This is a genomic window from Ensifer sp. ZNC0028 (assembly GCF_000799055.1).
Taxonomy (GTDB): Bacteria; Pseudomonadota; Alphaproteobacteria; order Rhizobiales; family Rhizobiaceae; genus Ensifer.
The window spans coordinates 1-19659 of record NZ_JTLA01000115.1 but is presented as its reverse complement, the minus strand read 5'-3'; the positions used below and the strand labels follow the sequence as shown (position 1 = coordinate 19659).

The window sequence follows — 19659 nt, the reverse complement described above, 5'->3', positions numbered from 1 at the left end:
GGATAAGCTCATGAAACTGAATGAAATCAAGGACAACGAAGGCTCGACCCACAGCCGTAAGCGTCTTGGCCGTGGTATCGGCTCGGGCTCCGGCAAGACCGCCGGTCGCGGTGTGAAGGGTCAGAAGGCTCGTTCGGGCGTTGCGATCAACGGCTTCGAAGGCGGCCAGATGCCGATCTACCGTCGTCTGCCGAAGCGCGGCTTCAACAACATCTTCGCTTCGGAGTTTGTTGTCGTGTCGCTCGGCCGTATCCAGACGGCAATCGATGCCAAGAAGCTCGACGCTTCCAAGACCGTTGACGCAGCTGCCCTCAAGGCTGCCGGCGTCATCCGTCGCGAAAAGGACGGCGTCCGCGTTCTGGCCGACGGCGAACTGAAGGCGAAGGTTTCGCTCGAAGTTGCCGGCGCTTCCAAGTCTGCGATCGAAAAGATCGAAAAGGCTGGCGGCTCGATCAAGCTGCTCGCAGCGGCTGCTGAATAATATTATTGATGAACCGCCCGGGGTGCTTCACTCCGGGCGGTTTTGCTCCCATATGTGAGCCTCACGTCCGCAAGCGCGAATCGCTCGCCGCGGCGGACATAGCGGAAACCACGGTGAGGCATCCGATTGCAGACACAATCGCCTCGCGTCCGGTTTTCAAGACGAAAAGTTAGTCCTTCCGGAACGGACCGGGTGTTCCCGCTGATTCCGAGATTTGGTACGCGGAGAATTGCATGGCTTCTGCAGCGGAACAGCTCGCCTCGAACCTGAATTTCTCGACTTTCGCCAAGGCGGAAGATCTGAAGAAACGGCTCTGGTTCACGCTTGGTGCGCTTCTGGTTTACCGTCTTGGCACCTATATCCCGCTGCCCGGTCTTAACCCGGAAGCGTTTGCCCAGGCATTCCGCGGCCAGAGCGGCGGCATCCTCGGCCTCTTCAACATGTTTTCGGGCGGTGCAGTTGAGCGCATGGCGATCTTCGCGCTCGGCATCATGCCCTATATCTCTGCTTCGATCATCGTTCAGCTGATGACCTCTGTCGTTCCGGCACTGGAGCAGCTGAAGAAGGAAGGCGAGCAGGGCCGCAAGATCATCAACCAGTACACCCGTTACGGCACGGTGCTTCTCGGCACGGCGCAGGCTTACGCCATCGCGGTCGGCCTCGAGAGCGGCAACGGCCTCGTGAACGATCCGGGTTGGTTCTTCCGTATTTCGACCGTCATTTCGCTGCTTGGCGGCACCATGTTCCTGATGTGGCTCGGTGAGCAGATCACCTCGCGCGGCATCGGCAACGGCATCTCGCTGATCATTTTCGCCGGTATCGTCGCCCATCTGCCGACGGCTCTGGCCGGCACGCTCGAACTCGGCCGCACCGGCGCACTGTCGACCCCGCTGATCCTCGCGATCATCGTCATGGTCGTCGGCGTCATCGCGCTCATCGTGTTCGTCGAGCGCGCCCAGCGGCGGCTTCTGATCCAGTATCCGAAGCGCCAGGTCGGCAACCGCATGTTCCAGGGCGACACCTCGCACCTGCCGCTGAAGCTCAATACCTCGGGCGTCATCCCGGCGATCTTCGCCTCGTCGCTGCTGCTTCTGCCGGCAACGCTTGCAGGCTTTGCCAATACCGCGACGCTGCCGGGCTGGGCGACCACCGTTGTTGGCGCGCTCGCGCACGGCAAGCCGCTCTACATGGTGCTCTACGGTGCGATGATCGCGTTCTTCGCCTTCTTCTACACGGCGATCGTCTTCAATCCGAAGGACACGGCCGACAATCTGAAGAAGCACGGCGGCTTCATCCCGGGCATTCGTCCGGGCGAGCGTACCGCGGAATACATCGATTATGTCCTGACGCGCATCACCGTGATCGGTGCGGCCTATCTGATCTTCGTCTGCATTCTGCCGGAAGTTCTGATCGCTCAGACCGGCGTGCCGTTCTACCTTGGTGGTACGTCGCTTTTGATTGTTGTCAGCGTCACCCTTGATACGGTAGCACAGATCCAGGGCCACCTCATCGCACAGCAATATGAGGGGCTGATCAAGAAGTCGAAGCTGCGCGGAGGAAAGAGGGGACGATGAGACTGATTTTTTTGGGACCGCCGGGCGCTGGCAAGGGGACACAGGCCAAGCTTCTGACGGAGAGATACGGCATTCCGCAGCTTTCCACAGGAGATATGCTGCGGGCGGCCGTCGCCCAGGCGACCGAGGTCGGCAAGCGTGCCAAGGCGGTCATGGATGCCGGTCAGCTGGTATCCGATGAGATCGTCAACGAAATCGTGTCGGATCGCATCGACCAGCCGGACTGTGCGAAGGGGTTCATCCTCGACGGTTACCCGCGCACGGTTCCGCAGGCGATCGCGCTCGGCAAGATGCTCGAGGGGAAGGGCCTGAAGCTCGATGCGGTAATCGAGCTCAAGGTCGACGAGGCAGCCCTTGTAAAGCGGATGGAGAATCGCGTAGCGGAAACCATCGCAGCTGGCGGCACCGTCCGGTCGGACGACAATCCGGAAGCCTTCAAGCGTCGGTTGACCGAGTACCGCGAAAAGACGGCGCCGCTCTCCGAGCACTATGCCGGAACGGGGCAGCTCAGAACGGTCGATGGCATGGCGGAGGTGAACACCGTCACCGCTGAGATTGAGAAGATTCTGGCTTAGACACTGGTCTTTGCCGAAAAGGAACTGCCGGGGAGTTGACTTTTCCGGCCGATTCCGCCAAAGACAGCGCCAACTCGCGACATGAGAGCGGTCGGCGCGGTCTTCAAAGAAAATGAAGTCCGGGTACGGTCGTTTTTGACGTGTCTCGAACCTCAATCAACGTGCGGCTCTTCGAGGTCGCGTAACGAAGCACCTATTGCCGGATGGCAACTGGAACGCAAGGAGAATAGACGTGGCACGTATCGCTGGCGTCAACATCCCGACGGCAAAGCGCGTAGTTATTGCGCTGACCTACATTCACGGGATCGGCCCGAAATTCGCACAGGAAATCATCGAGAAGGTCGGTATCCCGGCTGATCGTCGCGTGCATCAGCTGACGGACGCTGAAGTCCTGCAGATCCGCGAAACGATCGACCGCGACTACCAGGTCGAAGGTGACCTGCGTCGCGAGACCTCGATGAACATCAAGCGCCTGATGGACCTCGGCTGCTACCGCGGCCTGCGTCACCGTCGTGGCCTTCCGGTTCGCGGTCAGCGCACCCACACCAACGCTCGCACCCGCAAGGGTCCGGCGAAGGCGATTGCCGGTAAGAAGAAGTAATTTCCCGAAAAGGGAGATTGGGAGGCTGGTGTCAAACACCGGCCTCCTTTTGCAGTTTGGAAGGGCGTTCGCCTGACCTTTGTTCGGCCAATCCGGCCGGGCGATATGTTCGCTGGGCGATACTTCGTCCTGCGGGAAGTGAAGATGCAGGGCAGGGGACGTCAAATCCTTTTCCCGGTGGAGCCGCTGGAATTACGGCGGTGCAGAGATCTAAGAAAGGGATCCTATGGCCAAGGAAGCCACCCGCGTTCGCCGTCGCGAACGCAAGAACATCACGTCTGGCGTTGCGCACGTCAATTCGTCGTTCAACAACACCATGATCACCATCACCGACGCACAGGGCAACGCGATTGCCTGGTCGTCTGCCGGTGCCAAGGGTTTCAAGGGTTCGCGTAAGTCGACCCCGTTTGCCGCACAGATCGCCGCTGAAGACTGCGCCAAGAAGGCCCAGGAACACGGCATGAAGTCGCTGGAAGTTGAAGTTTGCGGTCCGGGTTCCGGCCGTGAATCCGCTCTTCGCGCGCTGCAGGCTGCGGGCTTCATGATCACCTCGATCCGCGATGTGACCCCGATCCCGCACAACGGCTGCCGCCCGCGCAAGAAGCGCCGCGTCTGATCATATGCATTCAACATGCCGGTGAGGGCGCAGACGCGCGCTCCCGGTCTTCGGGGCTCGGTTGTCACGATTGGATGGTGGCAACGAACGGAAGGCAGAAAACATGATCCAGAAGAATTGGCAGGAACTGATCAAGCCGAACAAGGTGGAGTTCGTCTCCTCCGGCCGCACCAAGGCAACGCTGGTTGCGGAACCGCTTGAACGCGGCTTCGGTCTGACGCTCGGCAACGCGCTTCGCCGCGTGCTGCTGTCGTCTCTGCGCGGTGCTGCTGTCACCGCAGTGCAGATCGACGGCGTCCTGCACGAGTTCTCCTCTATCCCGGGCGTCCGGGAAGATGTGACGGACATCGTGCTCAACATCAAGGAAATCGCCATCAAGATGGATGGCGACGACGCGAAGCGCATGGTTGTGCGCAAGCAGGGTCCGGGCGTTGTAACCGCCGGTGACATCCAGACGGTTGGCGATATCGAAATCCTCAACCCGAACCATGTGATCTGCACCCTCGACGAGGGCGCCGAGATCCGCATGGAGTTCACCGTCAACAACGGCAAGGGCTACGTTCCGGCAGATCGCAACCGTTCGGAAGATGCTCCGATCGGCCTGATCCCGGTCGACAGCCTGTACTCGCCGGTCAAGAAAGTGTCCTACAAGGTGGAAAACACCCGCGAAGGCCAGGTTCTTGACTATGACAAGCTGACGATGTCCATCGAGACGGACGGCTCCGTCACCGGTGAAGATGCGATCGCATTCGCGGCCCGCATCCTTCAGGACCAGCTGTCGGTCTTCGTCAATTTCGACGAGCCGCAGAAGGAAGCAGAGGAAGAGGCAGTTACCGAACTCGCCTTCAACCCGGCGCTTCTCAAGAAGGTCGACGAACTGGAACTTTCGGTCCGTTCGGCCAACTGCCTGAAGAACGACAACATCGTCTACATCGGCGACCTCATTCAGAAGACCGAAGCAGAAATGCTCCGCACGCCGAATTTTGGTCGCAAGTCGCTGAACGAAATCAAGGAAGTTCTCGCTTCCATGGGCCTGCACCTCGGCATGGAAGTGCCGTCCTGGCCGCCTGAGAACATCGAAGATCTCGCCAAGCGTTACGAAGACCAATACTAACCATTAGACTGCGGGCGAATGCCTGCAAGTGAAGGAGAATAGCCATGCGCCACGGTAAAGCCGGCCGCAAGCTGAATAGAACCGCCAGCCACCGCAAGGCGATGTTTGCCAACATGGCAGCTTCGCTGATCGAACACGAGCAGATCGTTACGACCCTGCCGAAGGCTAAGGAAATCCGCCCGATCGTCGAGAAGCTCGTCACGCTCGGCAAGCGCGGTGACCTGCACGCTCGCCGCCAGGCGATCTCGCAGATCCGCGACGCCGCTGTCGTTGCCAAGCTGTTCGACACGATCGCATCGCGTTACGCCACCCGCAACGGCGGCTACCTGCGCATCATGAAGGCTGGCTTCCGTCACGGCGACAACGCCGCGCTCGCCGTCATCGAATTCGTTGACCGCGACGTCTCGGCAAAGGGCGCGAAGGATCTCGCCCGCGTTGCTGCAGAAGCTGAAGCTGCCGAAGCAGCCTAAGCAGCCTAAGCCTATCGAAGGCAGAAAATTGAAGCGGCCGGGTGTTCGTCACCCGGCCGCTTTTTCTTTGGGCGTATTTTTCGTTGGGCCCGTCGTTTGAGCGCACGCCTGACAGCGCGCCCGCTCAGGCGCCGTTTCGTTGACATGCGATCGGGGGGCGTTGTTCAGGGCGGGACGAAGAACCCCTCAGGCGCTCTCGGCAGCGGTCCTCGCCGGCGCGTTGGCGGCCTGGCGCTTGCGCCGCAGATAGGGTTTGCGCACGAGCCGCCAGACGAGCAACGCCGCAACGAGCCCGAGATAAAGCAGCTGTTCCGGGCCGACGACCTTCACCGACATCGAGAAATGCAGGGCGCCGGCGGCGGCGATCACGTAGGCCAGGCGGTGAAGTTTGTTCCACCGCGCACCGAGCCTGCGGATCGACCAGTTGTTGGACGTGAGCGCCAGCGGGATCAGCATGACGAGCGCGGCCATGCCGATGGTGATGAAGGGGCGGCGGGCGATATCGGCCAGTATGCTCGGAAAGTTTAGCCGCTGATCGAGCAGCATGTAGGCGAGGAAGTGCATCAGCACGTAGTAGAACGCGAGCAGTCCCAAGGCCCGCCGATAGCGCAGCCAGTTGATGCCGAAGAGGTCGCGGATCGGCGAGATCGCCAACGTCGCGACGAGGAAACGCAGCGCCCAGAGGCCGAGCAGGTGTTCGAATTCCTTGACCGGGTTTCCGGGCAGTTGGCCGGTAGCCCCGAGATAGAATGCGTAGGCGGCCGGCAGCAGCCCGAGGCCGTAGAGCGCCCAGACCGAGGCTGAATGGTAACGCTTTGCAAGGGTGGGCAGGCGGGCCATGATCAATAGTTCGCTCTGAGATCCATGCCGGCATAAAGCCCGGCCACCTCGTCGGCATAGCCGTTGAAGGGCAGGGTGTCGCGCCGGTTGGAGCCGAAAAAGCCGCCACCGCCGATGCGGTTTTCCGTTGCCTGGCTCCAGCGGGGATGATCGACCGCCGGATTGACGTTGGCAAAGAAGCCATACTCGTTCGGCGCCGAGAGATTCCAGGTTGAGGGCGGCTGTGTTTCCGTCAGGGAAATGCGCACGATCGACTTGATCCCCTTGAAGCCGTATTTCCAGGGAGTGACCAGCCGAACCGGCGCGCCGTTCTGGTTGGGAAGCGTCTTGCCGTAGACGCCGACGGACAGCAGTGTCAGCGGGTGACGGGCCTCGTCGAGCCTCAACCCCTCGCGATAGGGCCAGGGCAACGGCTGGAAGAAACCGGATTGGCCCGGCATTTCGGACGGCCGCACCACGGTCTCGAACGAGACATATTTGGCGCTGCCGAGCGGCTCGACCTTGTCGAGCAGCGCCGAGAGCTGAAACCCGGTCCAGGGGATCACCATCGACCAGGCCTCGACACAGCGCATGCGGTAGACGCGCTCTTCGATCGGCAACGCCAAGAGCTCTTCGAGCCCGAATTCCTTCGGCTTGCCGACGAGGCCATCGACCTTCACGGTCCAGGGCGTCGGCTTGAAGCTGTTCGAGTTGGCCGCAGGGTCGCCCTTGCCGGTCCCGAACTCATAGAAATTGTTGTAGCTGGTGACGTCGGCCTCGGGCGTCAGGTCCTCGTCGACGGTGTATTTGCCCTTGGGCGCGCTGAGTGCGGCCGCGAGCCCCGTACCGCTTCCCGCAAGCAGAACGCCGCCGGCGGCAGCCCCGAGGAAGGTGCGGCGGTTGAAAAAGATGGCCTCCGGGGTGATTTCGGAGGAAACGATTCTCGGCGGACGGTAAGATGGCATGGTCTTTTCCGAAGTGATTTATGAGCCTTGTCTTGTATGAACTCAGCAGACTTTCGATCACCGTGAAAGGGGGTGCGAACCACGTTTTCGTGCGTAGTGCGTGAAGCCGGCGACTTTGCGTATCCTGCGCCAACATTTGCCTTTTTTCCCGCGAAATCCTATCTGAACGTAGCCGCGACGAATAGGAGAATGCTTTACATGATCGTAGGTCGAAGAGCGCTTGTTTCGCTCGTCATCGCTGTTTCTCTCGCCTGTCCGGCATTGGCCCAGGAGGCCAAGAGCGTTCCGCAGTCGCGGACCGAAATGCAGCTTTCTTTCGCCCCCCTCGTCAAGCAGACGGCGAATGCCGTCGTCAACGTCTATGCCGAACGGGTCGTCGAGCGCCGGTCGATTTTCTCCGGCGATCCCTTCTTCGAGGAGTTCTTCGGCCAGCGTATGCCGAACCGTTCGGAGAAGCAGTCTTCGCTGGGTTCCGGCGTGATCGTCGGCAAGAACGGCATCGTGGTGACCAACAACCACGTCATCGAGGGCGCCGACGATATCAAGGTGGCGCTGGCCGACGGCCGCGAGTTTCCTTGCAAGATCGTGCTCAAGGACGACCGGCTCGACCTCGCGGTTCTGAAGATCCAGTCGGACGGTCCCTTCGACATCGTGCCGCTTGGTGATTCCGATGCGGTCGAGGTCGGCGACCTCGTGCTCGCGATCGGCAACCCCTTCGGCGTCGGCCAGACGGTGACGAGCGGCATTGTCTCGGCGCTCGCGCGCAACCAGGTCTCGTCGGGTGATTTCGGCTTCTTCATCCAGACGGATGCGGCAATCAACCCAGGCAATTCCGGCGGCGGCCTCATCGACATGAACGGCCAGCTTATCGGCATCAATACGGCGATCTTTTCCAAGGGCGGTGGCTCGAACGGCGTCGGCTTTGCCATCCCCGCCAATCTCGTCAAGGTTTTCGTCGCCTCGGCCGAAGGCGGCAACGGCGCGTTCGTGCGTCCGTTCATCGGCGCGAGCTTCGAGCCGGTCACTTCGGAAGTGGCCGAGGCCCTGGGCCTCAACCGCGCCCGCGGTGCGCTGGTGACGGCTGTCGTGGCGGGCGGCCCGGCCGAACAGGCGGGGATCAAGCCCGGCCAGGTGATCACTGCCGTCAACGGCATCGAGGTCGAACATCCCGATGCCCTCGGCTATCGCTTGACGACTGTTGGTATCGGCCACGAGGCGCGGGTCACCGTATCGGAAAACGGCAAGCAGCGGGAAGTAGCGCTCAAGCTCGACCGGGCGCCGGAGACCTCGCCGCGCGACGAACGGCTCATCGAAGGCCGCAACCCCTTCGCCGGCGCAGTCGTCGCCAACCTGTCACCGCGCCTTGCCGACGAGTTGCGCATGTCGACCTCGCTGCAGGGCGTCGTCGTCATGCAGGTCAACCGCGGCTCGCCCGCCGCCCGCATCGGCCTCGAGCCGAAGGATATCGTGCGGTCGGTCAACGGCACGGCGATCGACACGTCGAAGACGCTGGAACAGGTCATGGCCGACGATGCCTCCTTCTGGCGCGTCGAGATCGAGCGTGACGGCCAACTCATCCGTCAGTTCTTCCGATGAGCGACCTGTTCACCGCCCACGAGCCACCGGAAATGGCGTCGGCAAGGCCACTTGCCGACCGGCTTCGCCCGCGAACGCTTGCCGAAGTCACCGGTCAGGATCACCTGACCGGTGAGGACGGCGTCCTTTCGCGGATGATTGCATCGGGTTCGCTCGGGTCGATGATCTTCTGGGGGCCGCCCGGAACGGGCAAGACGACGGTGGCGCGGCTGCTTTCGGGGGAGGCGGGGCTTGCCTTCGAGCAGATCTCGGCAATCTTCTCCGGCGTCGCCGATCTCAAGAAGGTATTCGAGGCGGCGCGGGCAAGGCGCATGTCCGGTCGCCAGACGCTGCTCTTCGTCGACGAGATCCACCGTTTCAACCGAGCGCAGCAGGACAGCTTCCTGCCCGTCATGGAAGACGGAACCGTGATCCTCGTCGGTGCAACGACGGAAAACCCATCCTTCGAACTCAACGCCGCTCTTTTGTCGCGCGCCCGGGTGCTGACGTTCAAGCCGCATGGCGAAGACAGCATCGAGGAACTGCTGTCGCGGGCCGAAGAGACCGAGGGCAAGAAACTGCCGCTCGATGCGGATGCGCGCGCCAGCCTCATCCGCATGGCCGACGGCGACGGCCGCGCTGCGCTGACGCTGGCCGAAGAAGTCTGGCGCGCCGCGCGGCGCGACGAGATCTTCGACGCGGCAGCACTGCAGAACATCGTCCAGCGCCGGGCGCCGGTCTATGACAAGGGCCAGGACGGTCACTACAATCTGATTTCGGCGCTGCACAAGTCTGTGCGTGGCTCGGATCCGGATGCCGCACTCTATTATCTCTGCCGCATGTTCGATGCCGGCGAGGATCCGCTCTATCTCGGGCGGCGGTTGGTGCGCATGGCCGTCGAGGACATCGGCCTTGCCGACCCGCAGGCGCTGGTGATCTGCAACGCCGCCAAGGACGCCTATGACTATCTCGGGTCACCCGAGGGCGAACTGGCGCTTGCCGAGGCTTGCGTCTATCTGGCGACCGCGCCGAAATCGAACGGCGTCTACACCGCCTACAAGGCGGCGATGCGGGCGGCGAAGGAAAACGGCTCGCTGCTGCCGCCGAAACATATCCTCAACGCTCCGACGAAACTGATGAAGGGCGAGGGATACGGCGACGGCTACCGCTACGACCATGACGAGCCGGACGCCTTTTCCGGCCAGGACTATTTTCCCGAGAAGATGGGGCGCAGGACCTTCTATGATCCGCCGGAACGCGGTTTCGAGCGTGAGATCCGTAAGCGGCTGGAATGGTGGTCGAAACTCCGCAGGGAGCGCAACGCTCCATAGAGCGCCACCTGCAGAACCTCGGCGTCCCACGCGTTTTCGTGGTTTCAACGATTGCGTGAAATGGTTTAGCTTTGCCGCGGACGCAAGGCTGATTTGCCCATGACCGCCTTGCCGGCGTAACTGGAGTGTGAGATAGAACCCGCGTTGCAGACGGCTGCACGGTTCGCATAGGCGATACCGAACATCCGCGGGGACGGCCTCGCTCCAAACTTTAGGAGTTTGATATGGCCTGGTTCCTTCTTCTGCTTGCCGGTATTCTCGAAATCGGCTGGGCAATCGGTCTCAAGTACACGGATGGTTTTACGCGGGTCACACCGACGATCCTGACTGTTGGCTCGATGATCCTCAGCATCGCGCTGCTCGGTCTCGCCGTGCGCACCCTGCCGCTCGGTACGGCTTACGCTGTCTGGACCGGCATCGGCACCGTCGGCACTGTGATCCTCGGCATCTTCCTGTTTGCCGAGCCGGCAACCTTCGTTCGCCTCGGCTGCATCGCGCTCATCGTCAGCGGTATCGCCGGCCTGAAGCTGGCCGCCTAATGTAACGGCTCTCCGCTCTCGTTACGTTAGCGTGCGAGTGGAAGCGCCTTGGCGCTAAAATCTTGAACAAAAGAAACGGGCTGCGCGTCGAAAGACACGCAGCCCGTTTCGTATTCCGTTGATCCGGGTTCGTCAGCGCAGGGCGTCAAGAACCGCGGCAACCGCCTGCATTTCCTGCCAGCGGTTCTCGCGGCGGCGGAAGGCTTCCTCGTCGGTTCCCCAATGCTCGATCTGCCAGTCCTCGTCGACATGCGCAGCCGTCCAGGCTTCTTCGGCTGTCAGACGGCCGGAAGCGAAGGCGAGTGCCAGCAAGGCAGAACCGGTCAGGCTCGTCACCGTGTGGACGCAGGTGAGGCCGAGCGGGGTCGCGAAGGCGCGCAGCCCTTCCGCATAGGCGGAAAGCGCTTCTTCCGGCTGCTCCTGGTGGATCACGCCTTCGGCGAGGATGAAGCGGGCGCCGAGCGTCTGCTGCGCCCAGTCGAGCACCGGGTTCCAGATCTCGTTCTGGCGCGCGACCAGGCCTTCCGGGCTGTCGGCGCGATAGCAGAGCATGTCCGTTCCGGCAAAACGTAGGATATCGTCGAAAACCGAGCGCTGGTCCTTGGCGACGCCGTCAAGTGCGGTGTTGACGATACGCGTGATCGGCATCTTGCCGGGATCGACGACCTCTGCCTGCGCATCCCATTCGGCGGCGAGCATGTCTGCGAGCTTGCGTGTGGGCACGGCAAGCGGCTGCTTTGCCGGCGTGCGCACGGTGCGGCCGTCGAGCAGCACGGCGTGCGTATCGCCTTCCGCGGCCGCGACGCTGACGTCCTTGTAGAAGCGCTTCGGCAGCGGCTTCAGCATCTGGATTTGTGCCCGGCGGACCGGATCCTCGTGGCTCATCGCACCGCTGAGTTCGTCGCGAATATCAGGCATGATTGTGTTCCATCCATTCAATGATGTCGGCCGGCGTCCGGGCAACGAAATCCGCGCCCGCCTCGATGAGGTCGGGAACGGAAGCATAGCCCCAGGCAACGCCGATGGCGGCAGCGCCTGCGGCCTTGGCCATCTGCATGTCATAGATCGCATCGCCGATGACGACAGTATCCTTCGCGTCGATGCCGGCTTCAAAGCAGCATTCCGTCACCATGGCCGGATGCGGCTTGGAGGGGCAGTCGTCGGCGGTCCGCGATACGAAAAAGACGCTGTGGAAGCCGTGGGTCTCGGCGATATGGGTCAAACCGCGCCGCGACTTGCCGGTCACCGCGCCGATCAGCAGCGCGTCGCGCGAGGACAACGTCTGCATCATATCGGCAATGCCGGGAAACAACAGTTCCTGAAAGCCGCCTTCGCTGCGCACCCCGGCAAAGATCGACTTGTAGTGCGCCGTCATCGCCAGCGCCTGATCGTCGACATGTTCGCGGCCGAGCAGGCGCGCGATGGCGATGTCGAGGGTCAGGCCGATGATGCTCTTGGTCGCCGCGAGGGGCGGGCGCTCGAGGTCGAATGCCTCGAAGGTCCGCGCCATCACTTCATGGATCAGGCCACCGCTATCGACCAGCGTGCCGTCACAATCGAAAAGCGCCAGTTTCATCAATCGTCCTCGCCAGGCTCGTTCTCTTCGAAGCCCAGCAGGTTCCAGCTCTGGACCATGTGCGGTGGCAGCGGTGCGGTCACGCGCAGGCGGCCACCGTCCGGGTGAGGAATATCGATATGGCGCGCGTGCAGATGCAGCCGGTTCTGCATGCCGCCGGGGAGGCTCCAGTTGATGTCGGCGTCGAAATATTTGGGGTCGCCGAGGATCGGGTGGCCGATGTGCAGGGCATGCACGCGCAGCTGGTGCGTACGGCCGGTATAGGGCTCCATCTCCAGCCAGGCGAGGTTTTGGGCTGCCTGTTCGCGAATACGGTAGTAGGAAATGGCGTGGTCGGCACCGTCTTCGCCATGCTTGGCGATGCGCATGCGGTCGCCGTCCGGCGTCTGCTCCTTGACGAGCCAGGTCGAGATCCGGTCCTCGCGCTTGCGCGGGACGCCCTTGACCAGCGCCCAATAGGTCTTCTTGGTGTCGCGCTCGCGGAAGGCGGCGGTCAGCTTCTGTGCCGCACCCCTCGTGCGGGCAATCACAAGCACCCCTGAGGTGTCGCGGTCGAGCCGGTGGACCAGACGCGGCTTTTCGCCCTTCTGGTTTGTCCAGGCCTCGAGCATCTTGTCGATATGCCGGTTGACGCCCGAGCCACCCTGAACGGCAAGGCCGGCCGGCTTGTTGAGCACGATCACCTTTGCGTCTTCGTGCAGCACCATGCGCGACAGCAACTCGCCGTCGGGTGAGTTCCTGAGGTCGCGGCCGGCGATCGGCCCGGTCTTGACTTCCTTGGGATCGACCCCGAGCGGCGGAATACGGATCGTCTGGCCGGGCTGGATCCGCGTGTCGGATTTGGCGCGGGCACCGTCGACGCGGATCTGGCCGGAGCGCAAAAGCTTCTGCAGCGGGCCGAAGCCCAGTCCCGGAAAATGCACCTTGAACCAGCGATCCAGGCGCATGCCCGCCTCGTCACCGTCCACCTGCCTGTGTTCTATGCCTGCCATTTGAGCGAACCTGCCTTCTGTTTGGTCGCAGCGTCGCGCGTCGGTCCGAAGCCCCTGCGTTGGGATGACGCAAAAGAGGAAGCTTCAGGCGCGCAAAGGCTGCCGCAATATTCTCGGTGCTGCATGACAATGGCCTCGAAGCGACAACGATTGAAGGACAATGCAGCAATGCGCCGCGTGTCCCTTGGATACGCAGCGCCTGTAAGACGAGCCTTTAGACTATTGCGCGCATGAGAGCCAGCCCGCTGAAGACCGCGAGGATCGAAAGCGCGACACTGGCGATGACATAGACGGCCGAGAGCATGACATCGCCGCGCTCGAAGAGCGTGATCGCGTCGAGCGAGAAGGCGGAAAAGGTGGTGTAACCGCCGAGGGCGCCGGTGATGAGGAAGACACGCATGTCCGGCGAGGCGCCGAACTTGCGCATGATCACTTCGGCCAGCACGCCAATCAGGAACGAGCCCGTTATATTGACCCCGAACGTGCCCCAGGGGAAACCGGATCCCAAGCGGTGGACGGCCCAAAGACCGACGAGATAGCGCAGCATCGAGCCGATCGCGCCGCCGGCGCCAACGAGGAGAAGATGGGTCATCAGTCGCTCCGGGTCAAAATTGGCGGCGCAATTCGGCGAAAGTGGCTTCCGCTCGGAATTGCGCCATTCGATGATCAGGCCAGCCGCTCGGCATGCCAGCGCAGATGGTCGTCCATGAAAGTCGAGATGAAATAGTAGGAATGGTCGTAGCGTTCGTGCATGCGCAGCGTCAAATCGATGCCCGTGCCCTTGACCGCGTCCTCGAACAGCCAGGGGCGCAGGCCGTTTTCAAGGAAGCTGTCCGCCTTACCCTGATCGATCAGGAACGCGGGGAAGCGCGCACCGTCCTTGACGAGCGCGCAGGCGTCATATTGGCGCCAGGCGGTGCGGTCCGCGCCCAGATACTTCTCGAAGGCGCCGACCGACCAGTCGGCGGTCGAAGGCTCGACGATCGGGGCGAAGGCCGAGCAGCTCTTGAAACGGTCCGGGTTCTTGAGCGCGATGGTCATGGCGCCGTGACCGCCCATCGAATGGCCGAAGATACCCTGGCGGCTCATGTCCATGCGGAAGTGCTGGCTGACGAAGGCGGGCAGTTCCTCGGTGATGTAGCTATACATCTGGTAGTGCTCGGCCCAGGGCGTTTCGGTGGCATCGAGATAGAAGCCTGCTCCCTTGCCCATCTGCCAGTTCGTCAGTTCGTCGGGAACATCCGTGCCGCGCGGGCTGGTATCCGGGCAGACGACGATCAGCCCGAGCTCGGCGGCCATGCGGCGATATTCGCCTTTCTCCATGACGTTCGCATGCGTGCAGGTAAGGCCGGAGAGATACCACAGCACCGGCCGCGGTTCGCTGATCGCCTGCGGCGGCACGAAGACGGCGAAGGTCATCTCGCCCTTGCAGGCCTCGGACTCGTGCGAAAAGACGCCCTGCATGCCGCCGAAGGCGGTGTTTTGCGAAAGGACTTTCATGGGATGCTCCTTGGATAAAGTTGCTCAGCCGGCAAGCTGCACGGCCGCGTTGACGGCGGCGGCGACGAGCACGGTGTTGAAGAAGAACGAAACGATGGCGTGCATCAGGTTGATGCGCCGCATGGCGGTCGTGGTGATGGCGACGTCGGATGTTTGCGCCGTCATGCCGATGACGAAGGAAAAATAGAGAAAATCGTATCCACCGGGCTCCGGCGTGCCTGGAAATTCGAGGCCGCGGGCCGGCTCCGACGTCTGCTGGTCCTGGTTCGCGATCCAATAGGCATGGGCATAGTGCATGGCCGCCATCATGTGGACCGTTGCCCAGCCGAGCAGGACGGAGGCGAAGGCGAGGCCGAGCGCCAGCGCCGAGCCGGACTTCTCGCCGTTCAGCGCGAAAAACAGGGAAACGAGCGAACTCGCTGCTGCCCCGAGCGTCACGAGCAGGATCACGACCTCGGGCTCGTCGGTGTTCCTGGCATGGGTCTTCAGATGCCGGCCGGTCATCATTCGCAATCGCCGCCAGCACATGACGAGATAGACGCAGAAGAAGGTGATCGCAGCCCCTTCAAGGGCGAAACGCTGCGCCACGAACCAGAGGACGGGCACGCTTGCGAGCGCGCACAGAATGGCGGTGTAAAACGGCCAATGCCTGAGCTTCGTCGTCGTTGCCATGCTAGTGCCCCTGCGGTTGCGGGCCCCATGGTCCCGCCCGTTGCGCGGTCATTTTTTCGACTGCCGCGCGAGTCGGTCAAGGGTTTCGAGGAAAGCGGATCGATCGCGCGGCGTGAAGGCGGCGTTGTAGCCCTTGCTTTCGCCGGTCTCGCGTAGGTGCTGTCCGAGATCGCGCATCGCAGAGGCCATGCCGATATTGCCTTTGTCGAAGACCCGGCCGGAGGGGCCGGTGACGAGCGCGCCGGCGGCAACGCAGCGAACGGCAAGCGGCACGTCGGCGGTAACGACGATGTCGCCCTCATGCGCCCGTTCGGCGATCCAGTTGTCGGCCGCGTCGAAGCCCGCCGAAACGATGACATTGTGTACCATCGGGTCGCGCGAAGGGCGCAGGCCCGAATTGGCGACCAAGGTCACCTCGATCCCGTGGCGCTCGGCCACTTTCAGGATTTCGGTTTTCACCGGGCAGGCGTCTGCGTCGACATAGATCATCTTGAATCAACTTCTCAACGGGACTGAAAAAGGCGCCGGAAATCAATCGTCTCCGGCGCCTCTTTGAATCAAAATAACAGCTTAGTAGAGAACGACCGAGCGGATGCTCTCGCCCGAATGCATCAGTTCGAAGCCCTTGTTGATGTCTTCGAGCGGCATGGTGTGGGTGATCATCGGATCGATCTGGATCTTGCCTTCCATGTACCAGTCGACGATCTTCGGCACATCGGTGCGCCCGCGTGCGCCACCAAAGGCGGTGCCCATCCAGGTGCGGCCGGTAACCAGCTGGAACGGACGGGTGGAGATTTCCTGACCGGCGCCGGCAACGCCGATGACGACCGACTTGCCCCAGCCGCGATGCGAGGCTTCGAGCGCCTGGCGCATCACCTTGGTGTTGCCGGTGCAGTCGAAGGTGTAGTCGGCGCCGCCGATCTGGTCGGCTCCACGCTTGGTCATGTTGACGAGGTAAGGCACGATGTCGTCGCCGACTTCCTTCGGGTTGACGAAGTGGGTCATGCCGAAGCGTTCGCCCCAGGCCTTCTTGTCGTTGTTGAGGTCGACGCCGATGATCATGTCGGCGCCGGCAAGACGTAGGCCCTGGATGACGTTGAGGCCGATGCCGCCGAGACCGAAGACGATCGCAGTCGCACCCATTTCCACCTGTGCGGTGTTAATGACGGCGCCGATGCCGGTCGTCACGCCGCAGCCGATGTAGCAGATCTTGTCGAACGGCGCGTCCGGGTTGACCTTGGCAACCGCGATCTCCGGCAGAACCGTATAGTTGGCGAAGGTCGAGCAGCCCATGTAGTGGTGGATCTTGTCCTTGCCGATCGAGAAGCGCGAGGTACCGTCCGGCATCAGGCCTTGCCCTTGCGTCGAGCGGATCGCGGTGCACAGATTGGTCTTGCGCGACAGACACGACGGGCAGGAGCGGCACTCGGGCGTATAAAGCGGAATGACATGGTCGCCCTTCTTCACCGAGGTGACACCCGGGCCGACGTCGACGACGATGCCGGCGCCTTCATGGCCGAGGATCGCCGGGAACAGGCCTTCCGGGTCCGCACCCGACAGCGTGAAATCGTCGGTGTGGCAGATGCCTGTGGCCTTTACCTCGATCAGGACTTCGCCGGCCCGCGGGCCTTCGAGCTGAACCGTCATGACCTCAAGCGGCTTGCCTGCCTGAACGGCAACGGCGGCGCGTACATCCATCTATTTTCTCCTTGGACTGAAAATGACTTCGGGCCGCCAGGACGGCGGCCCCACGTGGAATCGCAATGGGTTATCGAATGTTCTGTTGAACGCGATTGAGTTCCATCTCAAGTGCAGCGATCGCCTTGCCGGTCTGTTCGTGCAGCTTCTTGACGAGGGCGAGCTGCTCGCGCAGGCCGTCCTTCTCGTCGTCTGCGTCGGCATCCGGCGCGCGGCCGAGCCCGGCGATCAGCCATGCTGGAGTGACGCCCAGCACGCCTGCGAGCATGAACAGCCGGTTGGTGCGGGGTTCGGCCCGATCCCGTTCCCAGGCCGCGATCGTCTCCGTGCGCACGCCGAGCTGGTCGGCCAGTTCCTTGGCGCTGAGATTGGCGGCGTCGCGCGCCCTCCAGATGCGCCCTCCCAGCGTATCACCGTCGCTGGTGTCGCGCAGGCGGGCAATCATCGTTTCGGTGGACAAGCGCATGGACATCTCCTTTGCCACGGTCACGTTCAAAGGTCCCGGGCCCTGGCGGCTGATGGCCGACCTTGAGGCCCGGGGCGGAAGATTGTCGTGAGCTTATAGGCATTTGGGCGGCGAGGGACCACCCCGAAGCGCCAAAAACACCGTCAATTGCGGCTAGGGCGCGGATAGTTCTTTTCCCATCGCATCTTCGGCCGTTGAAAACCAAGGCATAGGCTCTAATCTGCGGCGGCCACAGGAGCATGCCCATGACAGACGCCCGAACCGCGACCACCGAACACACCGATACGGTGATGCAGGGCGTCGCCATCATGCTCTTTGCGATGGTCATCCTGCCGGGCATGGACGTGATTGCGAAATACATGGCCGTCTATGAGGGAATGTCGCCGGGGCAGGTGACCTTCTACCGCTTCTTCTTCCAACTGGTGGCGACGCTACCGTTGCTGCTTGGCGCCGGCGGCCTGCAGGCGCTGAGAGCAAAGCGGCCCTTCGCCAATCTGCTGCGCGGTGTGCTGCTGGCGACCGCTGCCTTGTTCTTCTTCATATCGGTGAAGTACATGCCGCTTGCCGACACCTTCGCCATCTATTTCGTCGAACCCTTCATCCTGACCTGCCTTTCGGCAGTGTTCCTCAAGGAAAAAGTGGGTTGGCGGCGCTGGCTCGCCATCGTTGTCGGTTTCGGCGGAGCAATGATCGTCATCCAGCCGAGCTTTGCCGCTTTCGGCCTAACCGCGCTGTTGCCGGTTGCCTGCGCCTTTGTCTTTGCCTGCTATCTGCTGCTCAACCGCGCTGTCGGCACCGGCGACTCGCCGCTGACGATGCAGACGATTGCCGGCATCGGCGGCACGTTGACGATGGCACTGGTAATCCTGATCGGCAACGGCATGGGCAGCCCCGATTTCGTGCCGTCGCTGCCGAAGTCGCCGCTTGGCTGGATGCTGGTGGTTATTCTCGGCGCGCTCTCCGGCTACGGCCACCTGCTGGTCGTCAAGGCGTTCCGGGCAGCACCCGTCTCGCTGCTGGCGCCGTTCCACTACTTCGAGATCGTCACGGCGACGGCGCTTGGTTATCTCATTTTCGGAGATTTCCCGTCGCTCTCGAAATGGCTCGGCATCGCCATCATCGTCGGCTCCGGCCTGTTCATCATCTGGCGCGAGCGGCAGGCGGGACGTCGGGCGTCGAACTGAGCGGGCTTATGCCGCGTCATTCGTCGTCGGGCCGAACACGGTCTCGAACGCCTCGCGCAGGCGGATGTCGACGTCCGGCATCATCACCGGCAGGCCAAGGTCGACGAGGCTGGTGACACCATAACCGCGGATGCCGCAGGGCACGATACCGCCGAAATGGTCGAGGTCCGGATCGACGTTGAGCGCAAAGCCGTGGAAACTCACCCACTTGCGCAGGCGGATGCCGATCGCGGCGATCTTGTCTTCCGACATCGAGCCGTCGGGCAGGGCGGGCTTTTCCGGGCGCCGCACCCAGACACCGACCCGGTCTTCGCGCCGCTCGCCGCGGACATTCATCGAATCGAGCGTGGAGATGACGACGCTTTCGAGTGCCGCGACGAAGGCGCGGACGTCCTGCTTCCGGCGCTTGAGGTCGAGCATGACATAAACGACGCGCTGGCCCGGGCCATGATAGGTGTATTCGCCGCCCCGGCCGGTGGCAAAGACCGGAAAACGGTCGGGCATGACGAGATCGGCGGCGTCGGCGCTGGTGCCGGCCGTATAGAGCGGCGGGTGCTCGACCAGCCAGACCAGTTCATCCGCGGTGCCGGCGGCAATCGCCGCGGCTTCCTGCTCCATCAACTCGACGGCCTGCGGATAATCGACCAGTTCGGAGGCAATCCGCCAGCGAACCGGGGGTGATTCCGGAGGGGCAAACATGTCCTGGCTCAGATTTTCGCGCTGCATTCGCTCGGCATTCCTGTTTTTTAGAGCCTGTACATGGGATGGCGCGCGGCAAGAGTCCAGCGTTTCCGGGGCTCCTCGGGCGGGCTGTTGAAATAGTTTCGTTTCCCGTCAAATTTCTGTCGTGATCCTCTTGTGCCCCCAAGGGGCTTTTGCTACATGCAGCCCCGTCGACGCAAGTCGGCCCT

The 19659-nt window shown here is 62.4% G+C and carries 23 protein-coding genes; 11 read left to right on the top strand and 12 right to left on the bottom strand.

Features of this window, described 5'->3' with window-relative positions; translation table 11 throughout:
- Window positions 1-10: 10 nt before the first annotated feature.
- The 7 genes from rplO (at window position 11) to rplQ (ending at window position 5431) form a co-directional block, all read left to right on the top strand.
- On the top strand, window positions 11-481 hold the full coding sequence (gene rplO, locus L981_RS26335; RefSeq protein ID WP_034795576.1) for a 50S ribosomal protein L15: 471 nt from the start codon (window positions 11-13) through the stop codon (window positions 479-481).
- A gap of 233 nt (window positions 482-714) precedes the next feature.
- Window positions 715-2055 carry a preprotein translocase subunit SecY gene (gene secY, locus L981_RS26330; protein ID WP_043623382.1) on the top strand — a complete coding sequence of 447 codons (1341 nt, stop codon included), beginning with the start codon at window positions 715-717 and terminating at the stop codon, window positions 2053-2055.
- Complete coding sequence (locus L981_RS26325) at window positions 2052-2630, top strand: adenylate kinase (RefSeq protein ID WP_034795582.1); 579 nt, start codon at window positions 2052-2054, stop codon at window positions 2628-2630. Before secY ends, L981_RS26325 begins: the two co-directional genes overlap by 4 nt.
- Window positions 2631-2862: 232 nt before the next feature.
- Complete coding sequence (gene rpsM, locus L981_RS26320) at window positions 2863-3231, top strand: 30S ribosomal protein S13 (protein WP_034795586.1); 369 nt, start codon at window positions 2863-2865, stop codon at window positions 3229-3231.
- A gap of 226 nt (window positions 3232-3457) precedes the next feature.
- Window positions 3458-3847 carry a 30S ribosomal protein S11 gene (rpsK, locus tag L981_RS26315; protein WP_003536496.1) on the top strand — a complete coding sequence of 130 codons (390 nt, stop codon included), beginning with the start codon at window positions 3458-3460 and terminating at the stop codon, window positions 3845-3847.
- A 103-nt stretch (window positions 3848-3950) separates the two neighbouring features.
- Window positions 3951-4961, top strand: a complete 1011-nt coding sequence (locus L981_RS26310; RefSeq protein ID WP_034795592.1) for a DNA-directed RNA polymerase subunit alpha — start codon at window positions 3951-3953, stop codon at window positions 4959-4961.
- 44 nt (window positions 4962-5005) lie between these two features.
- Entirely contained in the window at window positions 5006-5431 is a 426-nt protein-coding gene (gene rplQ / locus L981_RS26305; protein ID WP_034795595.1) for a 50S ribosomal protein L17, read from the top strand.
- Window positions 5432-5617: 186 nt separating this feature from the next.
- Here rplQ and msrQ read toward each other — a convergent pair whose 3' ends face one another.
- Both msrQ and msrP read right to left on the bottom strand, forming a co-directional pair.
- Entirely contained in the window at window positions 5618-6271 is a 654-nt protein-coding gene (gene msrQ / locus L981_RS26300; RefSeq protein ID WP_043623377.1) for a protein-methionine-sulfoxide reductase heme-binding subunit MsrQ, read from the bottom strand.
- A gap of 2 nt (window positions 6272-6273) precedes the next feature.
- Window positions 6274-7215, bottom strand: a complete 942-nt coding sequence (gene msrP, locus L981_RS26295; RefSeq protein ID WP_043623375.1) for a protein-methionine-sulfoxide reductase catalytic subunit MsrP — start codon at window positions 7213-7215, stop codon at window positions 6274-6276.
- Window positions 7216-7413: 198 nt separating this feature from the next.
- Between msrP and L981_RS26290 the strand changes: the two genes are divergently transcribed.
- The 3 genes from L981_RS26290 to sugE all read left to right on the top strand — a co-directional run bounded on the left by L981_RS26290 (window position 7414) and on the right by sugE (window position 10660).
- On the top strand, window positions 7414-8811 hold the full coding sequence (locus L981_RS26290; protein WP_043623373.1) for a DegQ family serine endoprotease: 1398 nt from the start codon (window positions 7414-7416) through the stop codon (window positions 8809-8811).
- Entirely contained in the window at window positions 8808-10121 is a 1314-nt protein-coding gene (locus tag L981_RS26285) for a replication-associated recombination protein A (RefSeq protein ID WP_043623369.1), read from the top strand. Before L981_RS26290 ends, L981_RS26285 begins: the two co-directional genes overlap by 4 nt.
- Before the next feature lie 224 nt (window positions 10122-10345).
- Window positions 10346-10660: a quaternary ammonium compound efflux SMR transporter SugE gene (sugE, locus tag L981_RS26280; RefSeq protein WP_034795623.1), complete on the top strand. Its 315-nt coding sequence runs from the start codon at window positions 10346-10348 to the stop codon at window positions 10658-10660.
- Between the two features lie 132 nt (window positions 10661-10792).
- Here sugE and L981_RS26275 read toward each other — a convergent pair whose 3' ends face one another.
- From L981_RS26275 to L981_RS26235, 9 genes are all read right to left on the bottom strand, one after another.
- Entirely contained in the window at window positions 10793-11578 is a 786-nt protein-coding gene (locus tag L981_RS26275; RefSeq protein ID WP_043623366.1) for an ATP12 family chaperone protein, read from the bottom strand.
- Window positions 11571-12236 (bottom strand): HAD-IA family hydrolase, encoded by a 666-nt coding sequence (locus L981_RS26270; RefSeq protein WP_043623362.1) that lies wholly within the window; start codon window positions 12234-12236, stop codon window positions 11571-11573. Before L981_RS26270 ends, L981_RS26275 begins: the two co-directional genes overlap by 8 nt.
- On the bottom strand, window positions 12236-13228 hold the full coding sequence (locus L981_RS26265) for an RluA family pseudouridine synthase (protein WP_043623359.1): 993 nt from the start codon (window positions 13226-13228) through the stop codon (window positions 12236-12238). The genes L981_RS26270 and L981_RS26265 overlap by 1 nt, the downstream gene beginning before the upstream one ends.
- 214 nt (window positions 13229-13442) lie before the next feature.
- Window positions 13443-13820 (bottom strand): fluoride efflux transporter CrcB, encoded by a 378-nt coding sequence (crcB, locus tag L981_RS26260; RefSeq protein WP_043623357.1) that lies wholly within the window; start codon window positions 13818-13820, stop codon window positions 13443-13445.
- A gap of 74 nt (window positions 13821-13894) precedes the next feature.
- Window positions 13895-14728 (bottom strand): S-formylglutathione hydrolase, encoded by an 834-nt coding sequence (gene fghA / locus L981_RS26255; RefSeq protein ID WP_043623354.1) that lies wholly within the window; start codon window positions 14726-14728, stop codon window positions 13895-13897.
- A 24-nt stretch (window positions 14729-14752) separates the two neighbouring features.
- Window positions 14753-15400: a DUF1345 domain-containing protein gene (locus L981_RS26250; RefSeq protein ID WP_043623351.1), complete on the bottom strand. Its 648-nt coding sequence runs from the start codon at window positions 15398-15400 to the stop codon at window positions 14753-14755.
- A gap of 48 nt (window positions 15401-15448) precedes the next feature.
- Window positions 15449-15889, bottom strand: a complete 441-nt coding sequence (locus L981_RS26245) for a YaiI/YqxD family protein (protein WP_043623348.1) — start codon at window positions 15887-15889, stop codon at window positions 15449-15451.
- 81 nt (window positions 15890-15970) lie between these two features.
- Complete coding sequence (locus L981_RS26240) at window positions 15971-17098, bottom strand: S-(hydroxymethyl)glutathione dehydrogenase/class III alcohol dehydrogenase (protein WP_043623346.1); 1128 nt, start codon at window positions 17096-17098, stop codon at window positions 15971-15973.
- Between the two features lie 70 nt (window positions 17099-17168).
- Window positions 17169-17564, bottom strand: a complete 396-nt coding sequence (locus L981_RS26235; RefSeq protein ID WP_043623403.1) for a helix-turn-helix domain-containing protein — start codon at window positions 17562-17564, stop codon at window positions 17169-17171.
- A gap of 245 nt (window positions 17565-17809) precedes the next feature.
- Here L981_RS26235 and L981_RS26230 point away from each other — a divergent pair, with 245 nt between their 5' ends.
- A complete protein-coding gene (locus L981_RS26230; protein WP_043623343.1) occupies window positions 17810-18748 on the top strand; it encodes a DMT family transporter in 939 nt (312 codons plus the stop codon).
- 6 nt (window positions 18749-18754) lie between these two features.
- On the opposite strand, the gene lipB is transcribed toward L981_RS26230, so the two are convergent.
- Window positions 18755-19474, bottom strand: coding sequence for a lipoyl(octanoyl) transferase LipB (gene lipB / locus L981_RS26225; protein WP_043623339.1), 720 nt, complete (start codon window positions 19472-19474; stop codon window positions 18755-18757).
- Window positions 19475-19659 lie beyond the last annotated feature (185 nt).